Here is a 16,831-nt window from a genome sequence, read left to right as displayed (position 1 = left end):
TAAAACGAGTTTCGCTCCGCGTCGTTCAGTGAATCCTAGGTGTCCGTTTCAGTCTGTGCGTCGCCCTCGAACGACTGATCCATATCTTCGATAACGTCGTCCGGATCAGTGATCGTCCCGGCGTCTTTGCCTTCCTTGATCGCCTGAGCCTGTTTTTCCATCTCCTCTAGGTCCATCTCGGCTTCCTCGTCGATTTCGCCGATGATTTCGGCGATGTCGTCGAGGCCGATCAGTTCGCGGGTCTCCTCGTCGAACTCGAGGCTCTCGAGTTCGGCGCCGTCGCCTTCAACGTCGCTGCCGGAGAGATGTTTACCGTAGCGGCCGACCATCGACGTAAGTTCCTGTGGTAGAACGAACGTCGTGGACTCGCTCTGGCCCATCTCGGCCAGGGCGTCCATTCCCTTGTCGATGACGGCGCGTTCGCCCATCGATTCTGCCGAGCGAGCGCGGAGGACGGTCGAAATCGAGTCACCCTGGGCCTCGAGGATCTGGCTCTGCTTTTCACCTTGTGCACGGATGATCTGGCTCTGTTTGTCACCTTCTGCCTTCTCGACCTCACTGCGGCGTTCACCTTGTGCCTCGAGAATCATGGCACGGCGTTTGCGCTCCGCGGAGGTCTGTTGTTCCATCGCGCGCTGGACGTCTTTGGACGGGTTGACTTCACGGACTTCGACGCTCTCGACGCGGATCCCCCACTCGTCGGTGGGTTCGTCGAGTTCGGTTCGGATCTTCGCGTTGATCTCCTGGCGTTTGTTGAGCGTGTCGTCGAGTTCCATGTCACCCAGCACGGCCCGAAGGGTCGTCTGGGCGAGGTTGGAGGTCGCTTTCTTGTAGTCGTCGACCTCGAGGAACGCCTTCTTCGCGTCCATCACTTTGATGTAGACGACGGCGTCTGCGGTCACGGGCGAGTTGTCGCGCGTGATCGCTTCCTGGCGCGGCACGTCGAGGGTCTGGGTCCGCATATCGAAGCGGTACGTCCGGGAGACGAACGGCGGAATGATGTTGATACCGGGCTCGAGAAGTTTGCGGTATTCGCCGAAGACCGTCAGCGCGCGTTTTTCGTACGCGTCGACGATTTCGACGGCACTGAGGAGTGCGGCGAGTACCACAACGAGTACGAGGGCGCCGATTAGCAACCCGACACTGGCTGCTCCTTGCAGCGGAATAAGTTCCGGAAGCATAGAATGACCTTACGTCGGTGAGATAAAAAGCGTTCCCTTGTCAGAACAACATATCCGGTGACCTGTCGACCTCAGTTCGACTCCGTTTCCGTCATCGAATCGTCGGTGTCCGTTCCGTCGTTACGGTCGATCCCGTCGAAATCGTCCTCCTCGAGATCGTTCGATTCGCTATCAGCAGCTGTGCCGTCCGCCGTCTCGTCATCCGCTTCTTCGGCTGCCTCGTTGCGAGCGAGCGCGCGGTCGATTTCGTCCGCCTCGATCGCGCCGACGGCTTCGACCGTCAACACGTTTCCGCCGCCGGGATCGAGCACCATGATCTCTTCGCCTTCTTCGATGGTGCCGGTCGTCGTTCGAGCGCTGTAAAACGGTGCGAATCCGCCGCTGTCGAGTTTGACCTCGCCGCCGCGGGCCGTAATGTCCTCGGTAGCGTACCCCGTCGCCCCTGCAAGTGAGGAGGAATCGCTCGTCTGAGCCGTCCCTTTGCCGCCGTAGAAGTCGAACTCCCGGTAGGCGTAGGCGGCAACCGCGCCGATAGCCAACGTGAGTCCCGCGAGGATGATCGTATCGAGTCCACCCGGGACCAACAGCCCGATAAGTCCGGCACCAGCCAGTGCGACACCGATGACAATGAGATGTGCACCTGGCGAGAGGGCCTCGAGAACCATCATAACGAGGCCCGCCGCGAACAACAACAGCGGGATATTAGTGAGGAGGGATTCCACCATGCGTGTTGCTAAGGTCTCGCCCCGATTAAATGTTTACTGCCCTACTTAGACGAGCATCACCGAAGCGAGTCGAAACATCACCAGAATCATCGCGATCGCACCGAGCAGGACGAACACTGCGCCCTCGAGGCTTGGATCACCGGGGACGACCGGCGTCGAACTCGGTTCCGGCCGATGTGAATCGTCTTCATCCACAGATTCAGCGTCGGCGCCCGGAGACTCCGCCGCTCCGTCGTCTTCGCGTGCAAGGTCGATCGGAATCCGTCCCCAGTCCTCGTCGGAGTGCTCGTCGCCCGAGCCGGGGGTTCGATCGTTCCGTCTTTCGTCGGATATCCTCTCGCCAGTTGAATCCGCCTCGTCGATTGGTGACTCATCGAGCCACGAGTTTCCGACCGTCGCCGACTCGTCTTCGGTTTCCGCTTGCGAATCGGTTTCTTCGGCCTCTTTGACGATGAACGTCTCGTCGAACGGCTCTCGTTCTGGGTTCGTCTCGTCTCGAGACGAGACGCCGCCTTCCTCGTCACCGTTCCCGCCGGCGGGTTCGTCGTCCGACTCGGATCCGGACGGGTCCTCAGTCATACCCGTGTTAGAACCTCCGCCGACAAAAATCCGCGGTCCTCGATGTCGGGTCGAAGCGTCTCAGTTCGGCCGATCGGTCCGACCTCTGACCGCCCCCTGGAACACGACCCCGCGCTCGGCGTCGATCGTGACCGTCGTTCCGTCCTCGATCTCGGTCAGGTCCGCATTGCTGACCATCGGAATATCCATCTCTCGAGCGACGAGCGAGGGGTAACCGGTCATCCCCGGACTCGCGTCGACGATCCCGCCGATCTTCTCGAGATCGCCGGAGAACTCGTCGTCGAACTCGGTATCGATCGCGAGAATCGCTCCGTCGGGGACCCTCGAGAGGTCGCCATCCGAAAGCGGCGTGAGTGGGCCGGAGACGCGCCCGTCAACGACGACCCGCCCCGTCGCGAGCGCGTCGGCGGCGACGTGGACCTTCAGCATGTTCGTCGTGTTGGCTCCCTCGAGTTCGGTCATCATGCCACAGAGGACGACCACGGTATCGCCGCTGTCGGCAACGCCCGCGTCGAGGGCCGCCTGCACCGCGCGTTCGACCACAGCGTCGGCTCCCTGATCCGAAACGCTGGCGTACAATGGGGTGACGCCCCACGAGAGCGCGAGTTTTCGGCGAACTTTGTGGCTCGGCGTCGACGCGACGACTGGGACGCCGGGACGGTACTTCGCCGTCTTGAGCGCCGTGTATCCGGACTCGGTCGCGGCAACGATGGCATCGGCACCGATGTCGCGCGCGAGGAATCGTGCCGATCGAGCCAATGCGTCGGTTCGAGCGTCCCCGGCCGTCGGAACGCGTTGCTCGAGGACCTCCGCGTACTCCTCGGAGGATTCGACTTCCCTGATGATGCTACTCATCGTGTCGACCACCTCGACAGGATAGTCGCCGACGGCGGTTTCGGCCGACAGCATGACTGCATCGGTGCCGTCGAGGACGGCGTTCGCCACATCGGAGGCCTCGGCCCGAGTCGGACGGCGCGCATGGACCATCGAGTCGAGCATCTCCGTCGCCGTGATGACCGGACAGCCGGCGGCGCGACACTTCCTGATGATCCGTTTTTGAATCATCGGAACGTCCTCCATCGGACACTCGACGCCCAGGTCGCCGCGCGCGACCATCACGCCGTAGGAGGCCTCGATGATCTCTTCTAGGTTCTCGACGGCCCCCACACGCTCGATCTTCGAGATGATGGGGATGTCGACGCCCTGGTTCTCGAGTACCTCGTTGACTTCGTAAACATCCTCGGCGTCGCGGACGAAACTCGCAGCGACGAAGTCGACTTCCTTCTCCGCGGCGAGTTCGAGATCGCCCCGATCGCTGCCGGTGACCATATCGAGTCCGAGATCGACCCCGGGCACGTTCACGCCCTTGCGGCCGCCGAGTTCGCCGCCGGTCTCGACCCGTGCTCGTATGCCATCGGCGTCGCGCTCGAGGACGGTCGTCTCGATCAGCCCGTCGTCGAGGAGGATCCGGTCGCCGGCTTCGGCGGCATCGATCGTAAGCGAGAGCCCGATTTCGTCGTTGGTTGTGGTGTCGCCTTCGACGAACCGGATTTCCGATCCGGCCTCGAGCGTCACGGTTTCGTCCTCCGGTAGCGGCGCGGTCCGTATCTCCGGCCCCTTCATGTCGAGCATGACGCTTACTGGCCGGTCGTTCTCCTGGTCGACTGCTCGGACGCGATCGATCAGATCGGATCGATCTTCGGGCGTGCCGTGACTGGCGTTGAGCCGAGCCACAGACATTCCCGCATCCGCGAGCGTGGCGATCGTCGCCCGGTCGTTCGTCGCCGGACCGAGCGTACAGACGATCTTTGCGTTTCTCATGCCCGGAGGTAGCGCGAGCACCGCAAAAAAGTTGTGGTGACTTACTCGAACTCGAGTGTATCTTTTTCGAACACGCGTTTCGGCCAAAGCGTTTTCTCCGGTAGTCAAGTAGCCCCGATGATGCCCAGTTACACCGCGTTCGTCGACGTCGCCGACCGAGACGTACAGAACGTCCAGGAACTGGCCTCGATCTGGGGCGAAATCAAGGGCGAGTTCACCGAGCACGAGGCCGAGCTCGTCGACTCCTACGCGATGCTCGGGAGTCACGACTTCCTGGTCATCTTCGAGGCACCCGACCGCGAGAGCGCGTTCAAGTCCGCGCTGACGCTTCGGAGACACGGCCTCGAGGCAAAGACGATGGAAATCATCGACACGGACGATTTCGCGGAGCTCGTCGACGAGGTCTGAGCGAAATCGTCCGCTGATCAGTACAATAACTCGCGAGTACCTCCCTTATGCCAGCGAATCCGATCGATCGGTGTCGACGACGCACACCTCGTCGTCGACGATGACGGCGAGGTGATCGCCCTCGAGTTCGAGATCGATTCGCAACTCGAGTGGGTCCTCGTCGAGGACGGTAACGGCCTCGTCGCCGACGAACGAGAACTCCCAGAACCGGCGGTCGCGAACGTCGATGCCGTGGTCCCAGTAGAACGAGACGACCGCGGGGTGATTGAGAAGTGCAGTACCGACGTGTGACCCACCCAGCGAACCGCATTCGGGGCAGTTCGCCGCGAACGAGTACTCCCACGGCCCGTCCGATCCGATCGTAAGCGACCGTTCGACCGTGGTGTGACAGTACGGGCAGATCCCCTCGAGTATTTGTTCGATCGTGTGACGCCACAACGTCGAGGCGACTTCGAGAAGGGGGGACATCTCACGACCTGCTGCGCCGGCGGGTCGAACGGCGTGTGCGAACAATGTCGTCTCTCCCCGCCGAATTTTGACGACGCTGTCCTCGTACACCGCCGTCAGCGACGTGTCGTGATTGCTGTCGGTCTCGCCACTGACGACACCGACCGTACCCGCCTCCTCAGAACCGTCGCCTTCGTCACCGTTGGCGAGCGAAACCGGCCCGCGTTCCTCGTGAGACCGCCAGGCATCCATATCGATCACCTTCGCGATTTCGAAGCCGGCGAAGGTCAGCCGATATCCGTTCGGGCCTTCCTCGATGAACTGCTCGCGAAGCTGTCTGAGATGGTAGTTGAAGTTTCCCTTGTCTTCGACGCCGACTCGCTCTCGAAGCGTCGAATACGGAAGCTGGTCGCCGGTAACGGAGACCGTTTGGCGATGATCGTAGAGCGTCCGAATGATCTCGAGGCGGGTTTCGTTTCCGAGCGGCTTGAACGGGTCGACGGGGCGTTCGTCCCGCTTTCGGTGCTGTCTGGACATTGTTTCTAGATCGGGTGAAGCGAACGCGGACCGAAGTCGTTCGGGAGAAAATGATTGCTCCAAACACATATGTCATCGGGATCACAACGAATCGACTCGTTCAATGTCGAATCCACGTTCCCGTCGGCGGGTTCTCGCAGGATCCGCCCTTCTCGGAGCAGCATCGATCGCAGGTTGTGTTCCGCGAAACGGCCGCGCCGAATCCGAGACGAGCTCATCGGCTCGACCGGAAGAACCGGACCCGACCGAACCGCAACCCGATCGCGGTCGTTCGCTCGAGATGCAGGATCTCGACGGTCTCGAGTCCTTCGTCGACGAAACCATGCGAACGAGCCTCGAGGAACACGACGTCGTCGGAGCGTCCGTCGCCGTCGTTCACGACGACGAAATCGTGCTCGCAGAGGGGTACGGAGACGCGTCGGTCGACGGTCCGGCCGTCGACGCGGCAGAAACGCGGTTTCTGGTCGGGTCCGTGTCGAAACCCATCGTCTGGACTGCAGTGATGCAACTGATCGAAGCCGACCGAATCGATCCGGACGAGGCTATCACGACCTACCTCGAGTCGATGTCCATCCCCGAGACGGAGTGGGAGCCGATCACGATGGCGCACCTCGCCACCCATACGGCCGGATTCGAACAGCGATTCGGGGGGACGTGGGTCCGAAACGCCGACGACGCGCGGTCGCTTCCGACGGTTCTCAGCGAGGAACAACCCGAACTGGTTCGGCCACCCGGAACGGTCGCGTCCTACTCCAACTACGGGACCGCACTGGCGGCCCAGGTCGTCGCGGACGTAACCGAAACTCCCTTCGAAGAGTACGTCGAGGAGAATATCTTCGAACCGGCGGGGATGGATACGTCGACGTTCGAACAGCCCGTGCCCGAGGAATCCGATACCAGCGTCGCGACGGGGTACACCACGCTCGGCGGAACGCCCCAGGAAACGCGGGAGCTGTCCCTAGAGCTCGCGCCCGCCGGATCGATGGCCGCGACCGCGACGGAGATGGGAGCGTTTGTGCGTGCACACCTCGGCGACGGGGTCGTCGACGACGAACGGATTCTCGGGGAAGAGACGGTCGAAACGATGCACGAGCGGTGGTTCACTCACCACGAGGAACTCGACGGTATCGCGTTCGGGCTTTTCGAGCGTTCTCGAGGCACCGCCGGCGATTCCGGTGACGAGGACGATTCCTCTACCGGCCAGAGCCGCCTCTTAGAACACGACGGCCAGATACCGGGCTCGTTCCACAGCCGACTCCTGCTCGCTCCCGAACACGATCTGGGGCTCTTTCTCGCGTACAACACCGACAGCGCCGCCGGCGCGAGCGCCGACTTCGTCGACGCGTTTCTCGAGGAGTACCTCCCGCTCGAGGAGTCATCGGGTGCCGCGGCTCTCGAGCCCGACGGTCGCCCAGAACGCGCCGACGAACTCGAGGGGAGCTATCGCGGCGTCAACGTCGCGGAGTCGGAGTCCGCGAAGTTCTGGTCGGTCGTACAGGCCGGATCGATCGACGTGTCCGTCGCCGACGACGGGGCGCTCGTGACCGACATCGGCGGCGAGACGCGGTGGATCGAACGCGAACCGCTTCTTTTTCAGGAAGAAGACGGCGACGAACTCCTGGCCTTCGGGGAGGACGGTGACGACATTCGACACCTCTTCCTCGGTTTCCACGCGTTTGAGCGGCGATCGTGGTACGAATCGACCGCGGTACACGCCGGCGTCGCGGGCGCGACGACGCTCGGGATGCTCACCGGAGCCGTCGGCTGGCCGCTCGCTCGAGGCTGGCGCTGGCTTCGCGGCGACGGCGAGGACGATAAAAGCCCACCGGAACAACGCGTTTCGACAGAAGCGTCAGCCTCGAGCGAGCACCACGTTTCGAGCGACGACGAACCGCGTTCCACACCGAGTCCAGATCCCGAACCCGAATCCGCCGGACAACCGGACGCGACCGGACCGCCCGGCGCGAAAACGACTCCGACGGGAACTACGGGGTCCTCGAGCAGTAGCGAACGGACCCTCGAGAAGGAGACTCTGACGGATCCGCGTCGGTGGGGTCGCTGGACGGCCGGCGCGACGATCGCGTGTCTGTTCGGGTTCGTTCTCGGAACCGTCGGCCTGTTGCTTTTGTACCCGTACACGCTACTGAGCGATCCGCCGCTGGCGTTCACCGCGTTGTTCGTGTTCCCGCTTCTCGGCGTCGTCGGAACGGCGATTTCCGCGTGTTACGCGATTATCGCTTGGCGAGACGGGTACTGGAGCCGACGCTCGCGAATCCACTACACGCTCGTCGTCTGTGCCGCGGCCGGCTTCTGCTGGCTGTTGTACTACTGGAATTTCGTTCGTCTTCCCGTCTAGCAGTTTCGTTTGGGAGGTCGCTTCGAAAAACTCACAACCGATCGACGACCGCTCTCGACCCGCTACTGAATCTTCTCGCCGAGTTCAGCGTCACCGTGGGTCGTCAGCAGGTCCGCCTCCTCGCCCGCCGCGAGGATCATGCCGTTGGATTCGACGCCGAACAGCTCCGCCGGCTCCATGTTCGCCAACAGGATGATCTTCTCGCCGGGCAGTTCCTCGAGGTCGTGCAACTGCTTGATGCCCGCAACGACCTGTCTGGTTTCGAAGCCGATATCGACCTCGAGTCGCGCGAGGTCGTCCGCACCGTCGATCCCTTCGGCGACTTCGATTCGCCCGACGCGGATGTCCAGATCCTGGAACTCGCCGAACCCGATTCGATCCTCGAGCAGGGGCTCGAGGTTGCCCGCGGGGTCGTTGTCGTCGGTGTCGCTGTCGTCGTCGGCGTCGCCTGCCGTTTCGTCTTCGGATGTGGCTTCCTCGCCGTCTTCGTCATCTTCGTCGTCTCCAGCGGCGGCGACGCGATCTGCGAGTTTCTCGTTCAACTCGTCGACGCGCTCGTCTTCGATCTTCTCGAAGAGTTCGCCGGGTTCCGCGAAGCGACGCGGCGGTGCCTCGAGTGCGGCCTCGATTCGCGCGTCTTCGACGGCGCCATCCTCGCCGAGTTGTTCCCAGAGTTCCTGGGCCTTGTCGGGCGTAATCGGGGCGATGAGGACGCCGACGGCTTTCGCGATCTGGACGCAGTCGCGGATGACCTGCGCCGCCTTTTCGGGCTCTTCGTCGGTGAGCTTCCAGGGCTCATGGCGCTGGATGTACTCGTTGCCGAACTGCGCGAGTCGCGTGGCGGCCTGCCCGATCCCGCGGATCGAGTAGTCGTTGACGGCCTCGCGGACCTCGCCGATGGCTCCCTCGATGCGATCCTCGACGTCCGGAGAGACGCCCACGTCCGGCGTTCCGTCGTAGTTTCTGTAGGCAAAGAGCAAGCTGCGGTACCAGAAGTTGCCGACCGTGCCGACGAGTTCGCCGTTTACCTTCTCCTGGAAGGCGTCCCAGGAGAAGTCGACGTCCTGCTGGAGCCCGCCGGTCGTCATCAGGTAGTACCGTAGCAGATCGGGGTGGAACCCTTCCTCGAGGTACTCCTTCGCCCAGATGGCGCGGTTTCGACTCGTCGAGAGCCCCTTGCCGTTGATCGTGATGAAGCCGGTCGCGGCGACGGCTCGCGGCGCGTTGTAGTTCGCCCCCTCGAGCATCGCCGGCCAGAAGATCGTGTGGTGCTGGATGATGTCCCGGCCGATGACGTGGACGATTTCGCCCTCGTCTTTCCAGACCTGCTCCCAGTCGTACTCGTCGCTCCCGACTCGCTCGGAGTACTGCTTGGTGCTCGAGACGTACTCGACGGGCGCGTCGACCCAGACGTAGAGGACGATGTCTTCTTCCTCTTCACCAGGATAATCGATCCCCCAATCCATGTCCCGAGTGAGACACCAGTCCTGCAGACCCTCTTCGATCCACTGACGGGGCTGATTCTGCGCGTTCGACGTTCCCTCGAGGTCGTCGAGGAACTCGGTGAGGTACTCCTCGAACTCCGAGACGCGGAAGAACTTGTGAGTCCGTTCGCGGTACTCGGCCGGGTTGCCAGTGATCGTACTCTTCGGGTCTTCGACCTCGCCCGGCTCGAGGTGGCGCTGACAGCCCTCGTCGCACTCGTCCCCGCGGGCTTTCTCGCCGCAGTAGGGACAGATTCCCTCGACGTAACGGTCGGGGAGATGATCGTCGGCGACGGGATCGTAGGCCACCTGAATCTCCTTTTCGTAGATGTAGCCCTCGTCCTCGAGCGTCCGAACGATCTCCTGGGTCAGTTCCGTATTCGTCTCGTCGTGGGTGTGTCCGTAGTTGTCGAACTCGACGTTGAACTTCGGAAACGTCTCCGCGTACTGCTCGTGCCACTCGAGGGCGAAGTCTTCGGGGTCGACGCCCTGTTGCTCGGCGTTGACGGCGACCGGCGTTCCGTGCATGTCCGACCCGGAGACGTAGGCCGTCTCCTGGCCGAGGGTCTCGAGGGTGCGCGCGAAGGAATCGCCGCCAACGTACGTTCGCAGGTGGCCGACGTGCAGGTCGCCGTTGGCGTAGGGCAACCCACACGTCACCACCGCTGGCTGATCTGTCGGAAACTCGTCGTGGCTCATACGTGTGCTGAGTCGACCGAAGGCGTAAAACCCGCCGGTTTTCGTTCGCGGGCGTGGCAATCGTTTCCGGTTCCAACCGACCGACGCGTGTTTCCGTTCGGATCGAGGGGCGCTATTCCGGCGTCCGCTCCTCGACCGTCCACACGTTCGGGAGCCACTCGAGGCGACTGGCGAAGAGCAGTCCGACGCCGACGAACATCGGGCCGAAAAAGCCGACGACGAAGACGACGCCGCCGAGATCGAAGACGATAGTCAGCGCGGAACCGACCAAAACGAGCCAGGCCAGCGCCTCCCAGGGCCGCCCGTCGTACAGCCGCCACGAGGCGAGCGAGAGCAAAAACCCCGCGAACGCGGCCGCGACGACGATCCCCTCGATCGCGAGCGAACCCACTGTCAACAGCGCGAACCCACCGAACGCGATCCAGTCGAAGTGATCCATCGCTCTCCGTTGACTCCTCCTCTCGAGGCGATCGAAAAACGTGTGTCGATCCACAGCGCGCGGCGGAGAGAGCGATGGGGGCGACGACGGATCACGGCGATAGCCCCTCAATCGTCGCTCACGACGGGCACACTGGCGCGACACTGGAGTCGGTCGAGGTCAGCGACGAACGACTCGAGCATCGACCGCGTGACGTGGGGCATACAGACGATACGCATTTCGCCCGTCGCCGTCCGCGAGATGCGCCATCCCTCTCGCCGGAGCGAGTCGAACGTCGAGACGGGGACGTCGGCGGCGACCAGCGGCAGCGTCGGCTCCACGACCTCGAACCCGCGAGCGACGAGCGCGTCCGCGAGCCAGTCGGCGTTGCGCTGGGATCGGGCGTACTGTCGCCTGTAGCCCTCGGGCCACAGCGCCTCCATCGCGGCGACCGCGCTCGCGACGCCGGCACCCGATCTGGTCCCCGTGAGCGTCGCCTGCGAAGTCGACTCGAGATAAGGCGTATCGATCGCGAGTTCGTCAAGCAGCGTCTCGTCGCGTGCGAGGAGTCCGCCGGCGGGGACCGCGGCCTGTCCCATTTTGTGGGGATCGATAGCCATCGTGTCGACCGGCGCGTGAGAAAAGTTCCACTCGTCGTCGGTAAACGGAAGGACGAACCCGCCCCAGGCTGCGTCGACGTGAAAGAGCGCATCCACGGATCGTGCGATCTCGCCCAGTTCCGGAATCGGATCGACGCGACCGTACTCGGTCGTTCCCGCGACGCCGACGACCAGCGCCGTGTCCTCGTCGACGCTGTGGCGGACGGCCTCGAGGTCGGCCCGGTGGTTCTCATCGGTCGGAACGATCCGCAACTCGACGCCGAGCACGTTCGCGGCTTTTTGAAAACTGAAGTGGCCCGACTCGGGCATCACCACGTTCGGTGGTCGATTTTCGGTTCGGTTCAGCGTTCGACGCTCGGTTCGACGTTCGAACCGATCGCGGGCGATTCGAACCGCCTGAATGTTCGCTTCGGTCCCGCCGCTTGCGACGTACCCTGCGGGATCGGAGAGTCCGGCGATCTCGCCGAGCATCGAGACTGCCTTTTCCTCGAGATCGGTGACGGCGGGATAGGTTCCGGGATCGCCGGGGTTCGTCGCGAGAAAGCGTTCGGCTGCCGCACGCGCATCCGGGTGAGGCTCGGTGCACATCGACGAAAGCACCCGGTCAAACGTCTGCGGCTCGACCTGCATACTCTCGTTAATGACGGTCGCCGGTTTATTCGTTGCGTTTCCGCACAGAACCGCTGACTCGGCTCGGAATCGAATCTCCGGTACCCGAACCGTCGCTCAAAAATCCGCTCGAGGGCAAACGCGCTCGGGAGAAAACCGCACCCGAGACCACGCCGACAGCGTCGACGGACTCGAGTTAGCGGACGGAGTCCAGCAAGAGCTTCTGTTCGACGCGTTTGACCTCGTGTTGGACATCGCGCACGGCGTCGATATTCGCCGAGATCGAGCTGACGCCCTCGTTGACGAGGAATTGGACCATATCCGGCTTCGAGCCGGCCTGGCCGCAGATGCTCGTCTCTACGTCGTGTTCGCGGCAGGTCTCGATAACGTCCTCGAGGAGCTGCAAGATCGCGGGGTGGAGCTCGTCGAACCGGTCGGCGACGTGCTCGTTGTTTCGATCCACCGCGAGCGTGTACTGGGTGAGGTCGTTCGTCCCGAACGAGGCGAAGTCGATGCCCGCTTCGGCCATCTCCTCGACGCTCAGCGCCGAGGCCGGGGTCTCGATCATGACGCCCCACTTGCGTTTCTCGGGGTCGATCCCCGTCGCCTTCAGTTGCTCTTTCGCGCGGTAGACGTCCTCGGCGTCGTTGACCAGCGGCAGCATGATCTCGACGTTGTCGTAGCCCATCTCGTAGAGCCGGGCGAACGCCTCGAGTTCGTAGCCGAAGACCTCGGTTCGATCGAGGCTCCGTCGGATGCCCCGGTAGCCGAGCATCGGGTTGTGTTCGACCGGCTCGTCTTCCCCGCCCTCGAGCTGGCGGAACTCGTCGGACGGTGCGTCGAGCGTGCGGACGCGAACCGGGCGCGGGTAGAACTCGTCGGCGACGGTTCGGATTCCCTGAATCAGCTCCTTGATGTAGGCGTCCGTCCCGTTCTCTTCGATGAACTTCTCGGGCGTCTGGTTCAGCGAGAGGATCATGTGCTCGGTCCGGAGCAGACCGACGCCGTCGGCACCCGTCGCGGCCGCCCGTTCGGCCGCTTCGGGGATCGAGACGTTGACCTTGACCTCCGTCGCCGTCATCGGTTTGACCGGCGACTGCGGGCGAACTTCCTCGACGGGTTCGGTCTCCTCTTCGGGATCGACCGCCTCGCCCTCGAGGACGGCTCCTTTATCGCCATCGAGGGTGACGAGTTGGCCGTCCTCGAGCACCGTCGTCGCGTTGGTCGTCCCGACGATGGCGGGGACGCCGAGCTCTCGGGAGACGATCGCGGCGTGGCTGGTCATCCCGCCCTCGTCGGTGACGATCCCTGCGGCGCGTTTCATCGCGGGCACCATATCGGGCATCGTCATCTCGGTGACGATGATGTCGCCCTCGCCGACTTTCGCAAGGTCGTCGAGCTTGGTGACGACCTGCGCCGCGCCGCTTACGGTGCCGGGACTCGAGCCGAGCCCGTCGACGATAATGTCGCCAGTGGCGTCCGATGTGCCGTCGCCACCGCTCGAGCCGTCGCCGGTTCCGGATCCGCCCTCGGCTGGCTGGACGCTGCCGCTTCCGTCGGTGACGCCTTTCGCCGCGTTGACGGCGGCTCCAGCGCCGGATACGTCGACCTCGCTTTCGGAGTCGGTCTCGTCGATCGTCGTGATCGGTCGGGACTGGAGCATGAAGTCCTCGTCGCCGGTCATCGCCCACTCGACATCCTGTGGCGTATCGTAGTGGTCTTCGACGTGTTCGCCGAGCTCGACGAGTCGAGCGAGTTCGTCGTCGGAGAGCACTCGTTCAGTGCGTTTTTCCTCCGGAACGTCGCGTTCGACCGTCTCGCCGGTCTCTTCGTCTTTGACGTGCATGACCTTCTTCTCGGCGACGGTGACGTCGACATCGTCCTCGGTTCGGGAAATGACGTAGTTGTCCGGGGAGACCGCGCCCGAGACGACCGCCTCGCCGAGGCCCCACGCGGCTTCGATGATCATCGTTGGATCGCCCGTCGAGGGGTGACTGGTGAACATCACGCCGGATTTCTCTGCATCGACCATCTGCTGGACGACGACCGCAATATTGACCGCCGAGTGGTCGAATCCCTGCTCCTGTCGGTAGTAGATCGCTCGCTGGGTGAACAGCGAGGCCCAACACTCACGAACGCGATTCAGGAGATCCTCTTCGGTGACGTTCAAGTACGTATCCTGCTGGCCCGCAAAGGAGGCGTCGGGTAAGTCCTCTGCCGTCGCCGAAGACCGAACGGCGACGAACGCCTTTCCGTTCCCAACCTCGCGGTAGGCTTCGAGGATTTCCTCGCGAAGTTCCTCCGGGAACGGCGTTTCGAGAATGAGTTCCTGTGCACGGTCGGCCGCGGCCGCGAGTGCACTCGAGTCGTCGACATCGACGTCGACGGCCTCGAACATCTCCTCGTCGATTTCTGCGTTTTCGATAAACGATCTGTAGGTACCTGCCGTGACGACGAATCCCGGCGGAACCGGCAAGCCCGCCCCCGTGAGTTCACCGAGAGAAGCACCTTTGCCGCCGACCGTCTCGAGGTCGTCGGCGCTGATCTCGTCCAGCCAGAGTACAGCCATCTCTAGTTGCGTGGACAGCGCTACCAATAAAGAAGGTTGCGAACGCGCTGTCACAGTCACTACTCAGTCCCGAATGAGTTTCTCCGTGAATCGGTCCTTCGGCCTCCGGAGTGGCAATATTTGACGATTTCATCCCCGCCGAGAAGAGGGGTGTACACCGGACCAGTTTGTCAACTGATTGGTATCCCACAGCGATTATACAACTCGAGTTACTGGTCACCGTATGGACCTCTCTAACGCCGCCAAGTGGACGCTGTTCAACCGGCTGATCACGGCCGGAGCGATGCTCTTTGGAACCGCCATAGCCGTCTTCGGATTCGTGCTGGGCTTTTGGGGATCGATCGAGACGTTGCTTATCGACGGGAACGTCCAAACCGCGGTCGAAAGTGCGAATCCGGTGATTACGCTCACACTCGCGGCTCTCGGCTTCCTCGTTTGGCAGATCGGTAAGACGTACGCGCTGTTCTGGTCGCTTCCTCGAGCGTCCGGTAGGGCCGCGGCCAGGCGCTTCGACCACGGTCGCCTCAAGAGCGAGGTCGTCGAAGCGCTCGACGAGCGGTTAGCGGAGATGGAAGAAGACGTCGCGGAAACCCGCCGAAGCGTCCAGGAACTCAAGCGTTCCGAACACGCCGCCGCGTTCGACGAACGCGAAGTTCTCGAGTCGGAAATCGACCAGCGAACGGAGTCGATTGGCACCCCGCAAGCGAACTCATCAGAGAACCGGTCCGCCGAGCAGGCCGCCTCCCCCGTCGACGTTGAGACATCCCAAACGAACACGCAACCCGACGAACAGTTGCCGACGAACAGCCAACAGACGACACCGACCGACGATCGGCACTCTCGAGACGAACGTGCGGATCGATCGGCCGGGCGGACGCCGAACCGACAGTCACGGTCGACAGCAACGCAACCGCAGGCGGCCGGAACACAAGAACAGACAACTGGGACGCAAGAACAGACGAGCAACACGCAACCACAGAAATCCGAGACGGAATCGCGCTCGAGCACAACCGAACCGACCCGAACGGAGACCCAGGTCGCCGATACCTCGGCCCCCGAGGAAGCGACGGGGCCAACTGGTCGGTCACAGGACCAGTCAGTTGAAGACGGGGCCGGTCAATCCACCACAAACGAATCGGCAGAGTCGGGATTCGAGTTTTCGAATGCGGAGCGTTCAGACCTCGAGAACACCGATGAACGCTCGACGACGCCGACACAATCGGATCAACCGACGGCCGACAACGAGCGCTCGTCTTCGGAATCAGCGCCCGAAGGGACTGATCGATCCGAGCCGACCGACACCGACGAAGACGCTTCATCGTCGGACTCGGAGGACCCGCTCGCGTGAGAGCGGGGCGACTTCTCTGGTGCGCTCGAAATCGGGTCGTCAAAACCGAACCGGGTGGAAGTCGATCGACTCGCTCCGACGAACGAGTGACAATCGCTCCTTTCTCTGTATCCCCCGCTTAGGCCTCGAGAATGTCGTCGTCTTCCGTAGGCGGTACGATGAGTTCCCCCTCGAGGACCGTCACCGCATCGCCCCCAACCTGAACGGAGTCGCCCACGCGGACGCGAACGGTCCCCGCTCGGTCGACGAAGTGGCCCTGTTCGAACGCACACTCGTCTGGGAACGGATCGAGCGCCTCGTACTCTTCGAGGTACGCGCCCACGGCCCCGCTCGCGGTTCCGGTGACCGGATCTTCCGGAACGCCTGCGCCCGGTGCGAACATTCGCCCGTGGAGGGTCGACTCGCTCTCGAGCGTGTCGAATGTGAACAGGTAGATGCCGGTCGCCTCGAGGTCGTCGGTGACCGCTTCGATTTTCGCCATATCCGGCCGCATACCGCTGAGATCCGAAAGGTAGGTGGTCGGCACCGCGAGAAACGGGAGGCCCGTCGAGGCGACCGCCAGCGGGAGGTCGGCGCTGGCCCCCTCGAGTCCCGTTCGCTCGACGCCCAGCGCGTCGGCGACCCGGTCGTAGCCGACATCGGCCTCTCGGATCGTCGGCTCGTCCTGGGTCATCCAGACCGTGCCGTCGGGTTCGATCTCCATCTCTAAGACGCCCACGTTCGTCTCAAGGGTCGTCGTTCCGGTCTCGAGGACGCCGTTCTCATGAAGGTGGCTCAGCGAGCCGATCGTCGCGTGCCCGCAGAGGTCGACCTCCTGGGACGGCGTAAAGTAACGAATTCGGTAGTCGGCGTCGTCGCTTTCGGTGAGAAAAGCCGTTTCGCTGACGGCCATCTCGGCGGCGATCGACTGCATCTGGTCGTCGGAGAGCCCGCTCGCGTCGGGGACCACGCCAGCGGGGTTGCCGGTGAGCGGTTCGTCGGTGAAGGCGTCGACCTGATACACGTCGACCGTCCGCGCCTCGTCGTTCAT

13 protein-coding genes are annotated in these 16,831 nt (G+C 63.1%); 3 read left to right on the top strand and 10 right to left on the bottom strand.

Going from position 1 to position 16,831, the window contains the following annotated elements; all coding sequences use genetic code 11:
- Window positions 1-35: 35 nt before the first annotated feature.
- The 4 genes from ACZ5C7_RS11640 to pyk form a co-directional block, all read right to left on the bottom strand.
- Window positions 36-1,181: an SPFH domain-containing protein gene (locus ACZ5C7_RS11640; RefSeq protein ID WP_464376473.1), complete on the bottom strand. Its 1,146-nt coding sequence runs from the start codon at window positions 1,179-1,181 to the stop codon at window positions 36-38.
- A gap of 71 nt (window positions 1,182-1,252) precedes the next feature.
- Complete coding sequence (locus tag ACZ5C7_RS11635; protein WP_464376472.1) at window positions 1,253-1,906, bottom strand: NfeD family protein; 654 nt, start codon at window positions 1,904-1,906, stop codon at window positions 1,253-1,255.
- A gap of 45 nt (window positions 1,907-1,951) precedes the next feature.
- On the bottom strand, window positions 1,952-2,485 hold the full coding sequence (locus ACZ5C7_RS11630; protein WP_464376471.1) for a DUF7312 domain-containing protein: 534 nt from the start codon (window positions 2,483-2,485) through the stop codon (window positions 1,952-1,954).
- Between the two features lie 60 nt (window positions 2,486-2,545).
- Window positions 2,546-4,306 (bottom strand): pyruvate kinase, encoded by a 1,761-nt coding sequence (gene pyk / locus ACZ5C7_RS11625; protein WP_464376470.1) that lies wholly within the window; start codon window positions 4,304-4,306, stop codon window positions 2,546-2,548.
- A 120-nt stretch (window positions 4,307-4,426) separates the two neighbouring features.
- On the opposite strand from pyk, the gene ACZ5C7_RS11620 reads away from it, so the two are divergent.
- Window positions 4,427-4,714 carry a GYD domain-containing protein gene (locus tag ACZ5C7_RS11620; RefSeq protein ID WP_464376469.1) on the top strand — a complete coding sequence of 96 codons (288 nt, stop codon included), beginning with the start codon at window positions 4,427-4,429 and terminating at the stop codon, window positions 4,712-4,714.
- Between the two features lie 45 nt (window positions 4,715-4,759).
- Here the strand turns inward: ACZ5C7_RS11620 and ACZ5C7_RS11615 are convergent, their stop codons facing one another.
- Entirely contained in the window at window positions 4,760-5,698 is a 939-nt protein-coding gene (locus ACZ5C7_RS11615) for a winged helix-turn-helix domain-containing protein (RefSeq protein WP_464376468.1), read from the bottom strand.
- A 103-nt stretch (window positions 5,699-5,801) separates the two neighbouring features.
- Here ACZ5C7_RS11615 and ACZ5C7_RS11610 point away from each other — a divergent pair, with 103 nt between their 5' ends.
- On the top strand, window positions 5,802-8,054 hold the full coding sequence (locus ACZ5C7_RS11610) for a serine hydrolase domain-containing protein (protein ID WP_464376467.1): 2,253 nt from the start codon (window positions 5,802-5,804) through the stop codon (window positions 8,052-8,054).
- A 62-nt stretch (window positions 8,055-8,116) separates the two neighbouring features.
- On the opposite strand, the gene metG is transcribed toward ACZ5C7_RS11610, so the two are convergent.
- The 4 genes from metG to ppsA form a co-directional block, all read right to left on the bottom strand.
- Entirely contained in the window at window positions 8,117-10,237 is a 2,121-nt protein-coding gene (gene metG / locus ACZ5C7_RS11605; protein WP_464376466.1) for a methionine--tRNA ligase, read from the bottom strand.
- Window positions 10,238-10,349: 112 nt separating this feature from the next.
- Window positions 10,350-10,676, bottom strand: coding sequence for a hypothetical protein (locus ACZ5C7_RS11600; protein ID WP_464376465.1), 327 nt, complete (start codon window positions 10,674-10,676; stop codon window positions 10,350-10,352).
- Window positions 10,677-10,783: 107 nt separating this feature from the next.
- On the bottom strand, window positions 10,784-11,905 hold the full coding sequence (gene mfnA / locus ACZ5C7_RS11595; RefSeq protein WP_464376464.1) for a tyrosine decarboxylase MfnA: 1,122 nt from the start codon (window positions 11,903-11,905) through the stop codon (window positions 10,784-10,786).
- Between the two features lie 175 nt (window positions 11,906-12,080).
- A complete protein-coding gene (ppsA, locus tag ACZ5C7_RS11590) occupies window positions 12,081-14,453 on the bottom strand; it encodes a phosphoenolpyruvate synthase (protein ID WP_464376463.1) in 2,373 nt (790 codons plus the stop codon).
- 223 nt (window positions 14,454-14,676) lie between these two features.
- On the opposite strand from ppsA, the gene ACZ5C7_RS11585 reads away from it, so the two are divergent.
- Window positions 14,677-15,801, top strand: coding sequence for a hypothetical protein (locus ACZ5C7_RS11585; RefSeq protein WP_464376462.1), 1,125 nt, complete (start codon window positions 14,677-14,679; stop codon window positions 15,799-15,801).
- A gap of 118 nt (window positions 15,802-15,919) precedes the next feature.
- Here the strand turns inward: ACZ5C7_RS11585 and ACZ5C7_RS11580 are convergent, their stop codons facing one another.
- Window positions 15,920-16,831, bottom strand: a complete 912-nt coding sequence (locus ACZ5C7_RS11580; RefSeq protein WP_464376461.1) for a PhzF family phenazine biosynthesis protein — start codon at window positions 16,829-16,831, stop codon at window positions 15,920-15,922.

This window comes from Halostagnicola alkaliphila, from assembly GCF_055379965.1.
The sequence above is the reverse complement of the archived record's forward strand: the minus strand, read 5'-3'. Positions and strand labels throughout refer to the sequence as shown.

What these genes read in the sequence shown, in the direction of transcription:
- ACZ5C7_RS11640 (WP_464376473.1), bottom strand. Translation starts at nt 1,181, where the DNA reads ATGCTTCCGGAACTTATTCCGCTGCAAGGAGCAGCCAGTGTCGGGTTG.
- ACZ5C7_RS11635 (WP_464376472.1), bottom strand. Translation starts at nt 1,906, where the DNA reads ATGGTGGAATCCCTCCTCACTAATATCCCGCTGTTGTTGTTCGCGGCG.
- ACZ5C7_RS11630 (WP_464376471.1), bottom strand. Translation starts at nt 2,485, where the DNA reads ATGACTGAGGACCCGTCCGGATCCGAGTCGGACGACGAACCCGCCGGC.
- pyk (WP_464376470.1), bottom strand. Translation starts at nt 4,306, where the DNA reads ATGAGAAACGCAAAGATCGTCTGTACGCTCGGTCCGGCGACGAACGAC.
- ACZ5C7_RS11620 (WP_464376469.1), top strand. Translation starts at nt 4,427, where the DNA reads ATGCCCAGTTACACCGCGTTCGTCGACGTCGCCGACCGAGACGTACAG.
- ACZ5C7_RS11615 (WP_464376468.1), bottom strand. Translation starts at nt 5,698, where the DNA reads ATGTCCAGACAGCACCGAAAGCGGGACGAACGCCCCGTCGACCCGTTC.
- ACZ5C7_RS11610 (WP_464376467.1), top strand. Translation starts at nt 5,802, where the DNA reads ATGTCGAATCCACGTTCCCGTCGGCGGGTTCTCGCAGGATCCGCCCTT.
- metG (WP_464376466.1), bottom strand. Translation starts at nt 10,237, where the DNA reads ATGAGCCACGACGAGTTTCCGACAGATCAGCCAGCGGTGGTGACGTGT.
- ACZ5C7_RS11600 (WP_464376465.1), bottom strand. Translation starts at nt 10,676, where the DNA reads ATGGATCACTTCGACTGGATCGCGTTCGGTGGGTTCGCGCTGTTGACA.
- mfnA (WP_464376464.1), bottom strand. Translation starts at nt 11,905, where the DNA reads ATGCAGGTCGAGCCGCAGACGTTTGACCGGGTGCTTTCGTCGATGTGC.
- ppsA (WP_464376463.1), bottom strand. Translation starts at nt 14,453, where the DNA reads ATGGCTGTACTCTGGCTGGACGAGATCAGCGCCGACGACCTCGAGACG.
- ACZ5C7_RS11585 (WP_464376462.1), top strand. Translation starts at nt 14,677, where the DNA reads ATGGACCTCTCTAACGCCGCCAAGTGGACGCTGTTCAACCGGCTGATC.
- ACZ5C7_RS11580 (WP_464376461.1), bottom strand. Translation starts at nt 16,831, where the DNA reads ATGAACGACGAGGCGCGGACGGTCGACGTGTATCAGGTCGACGCCTTC.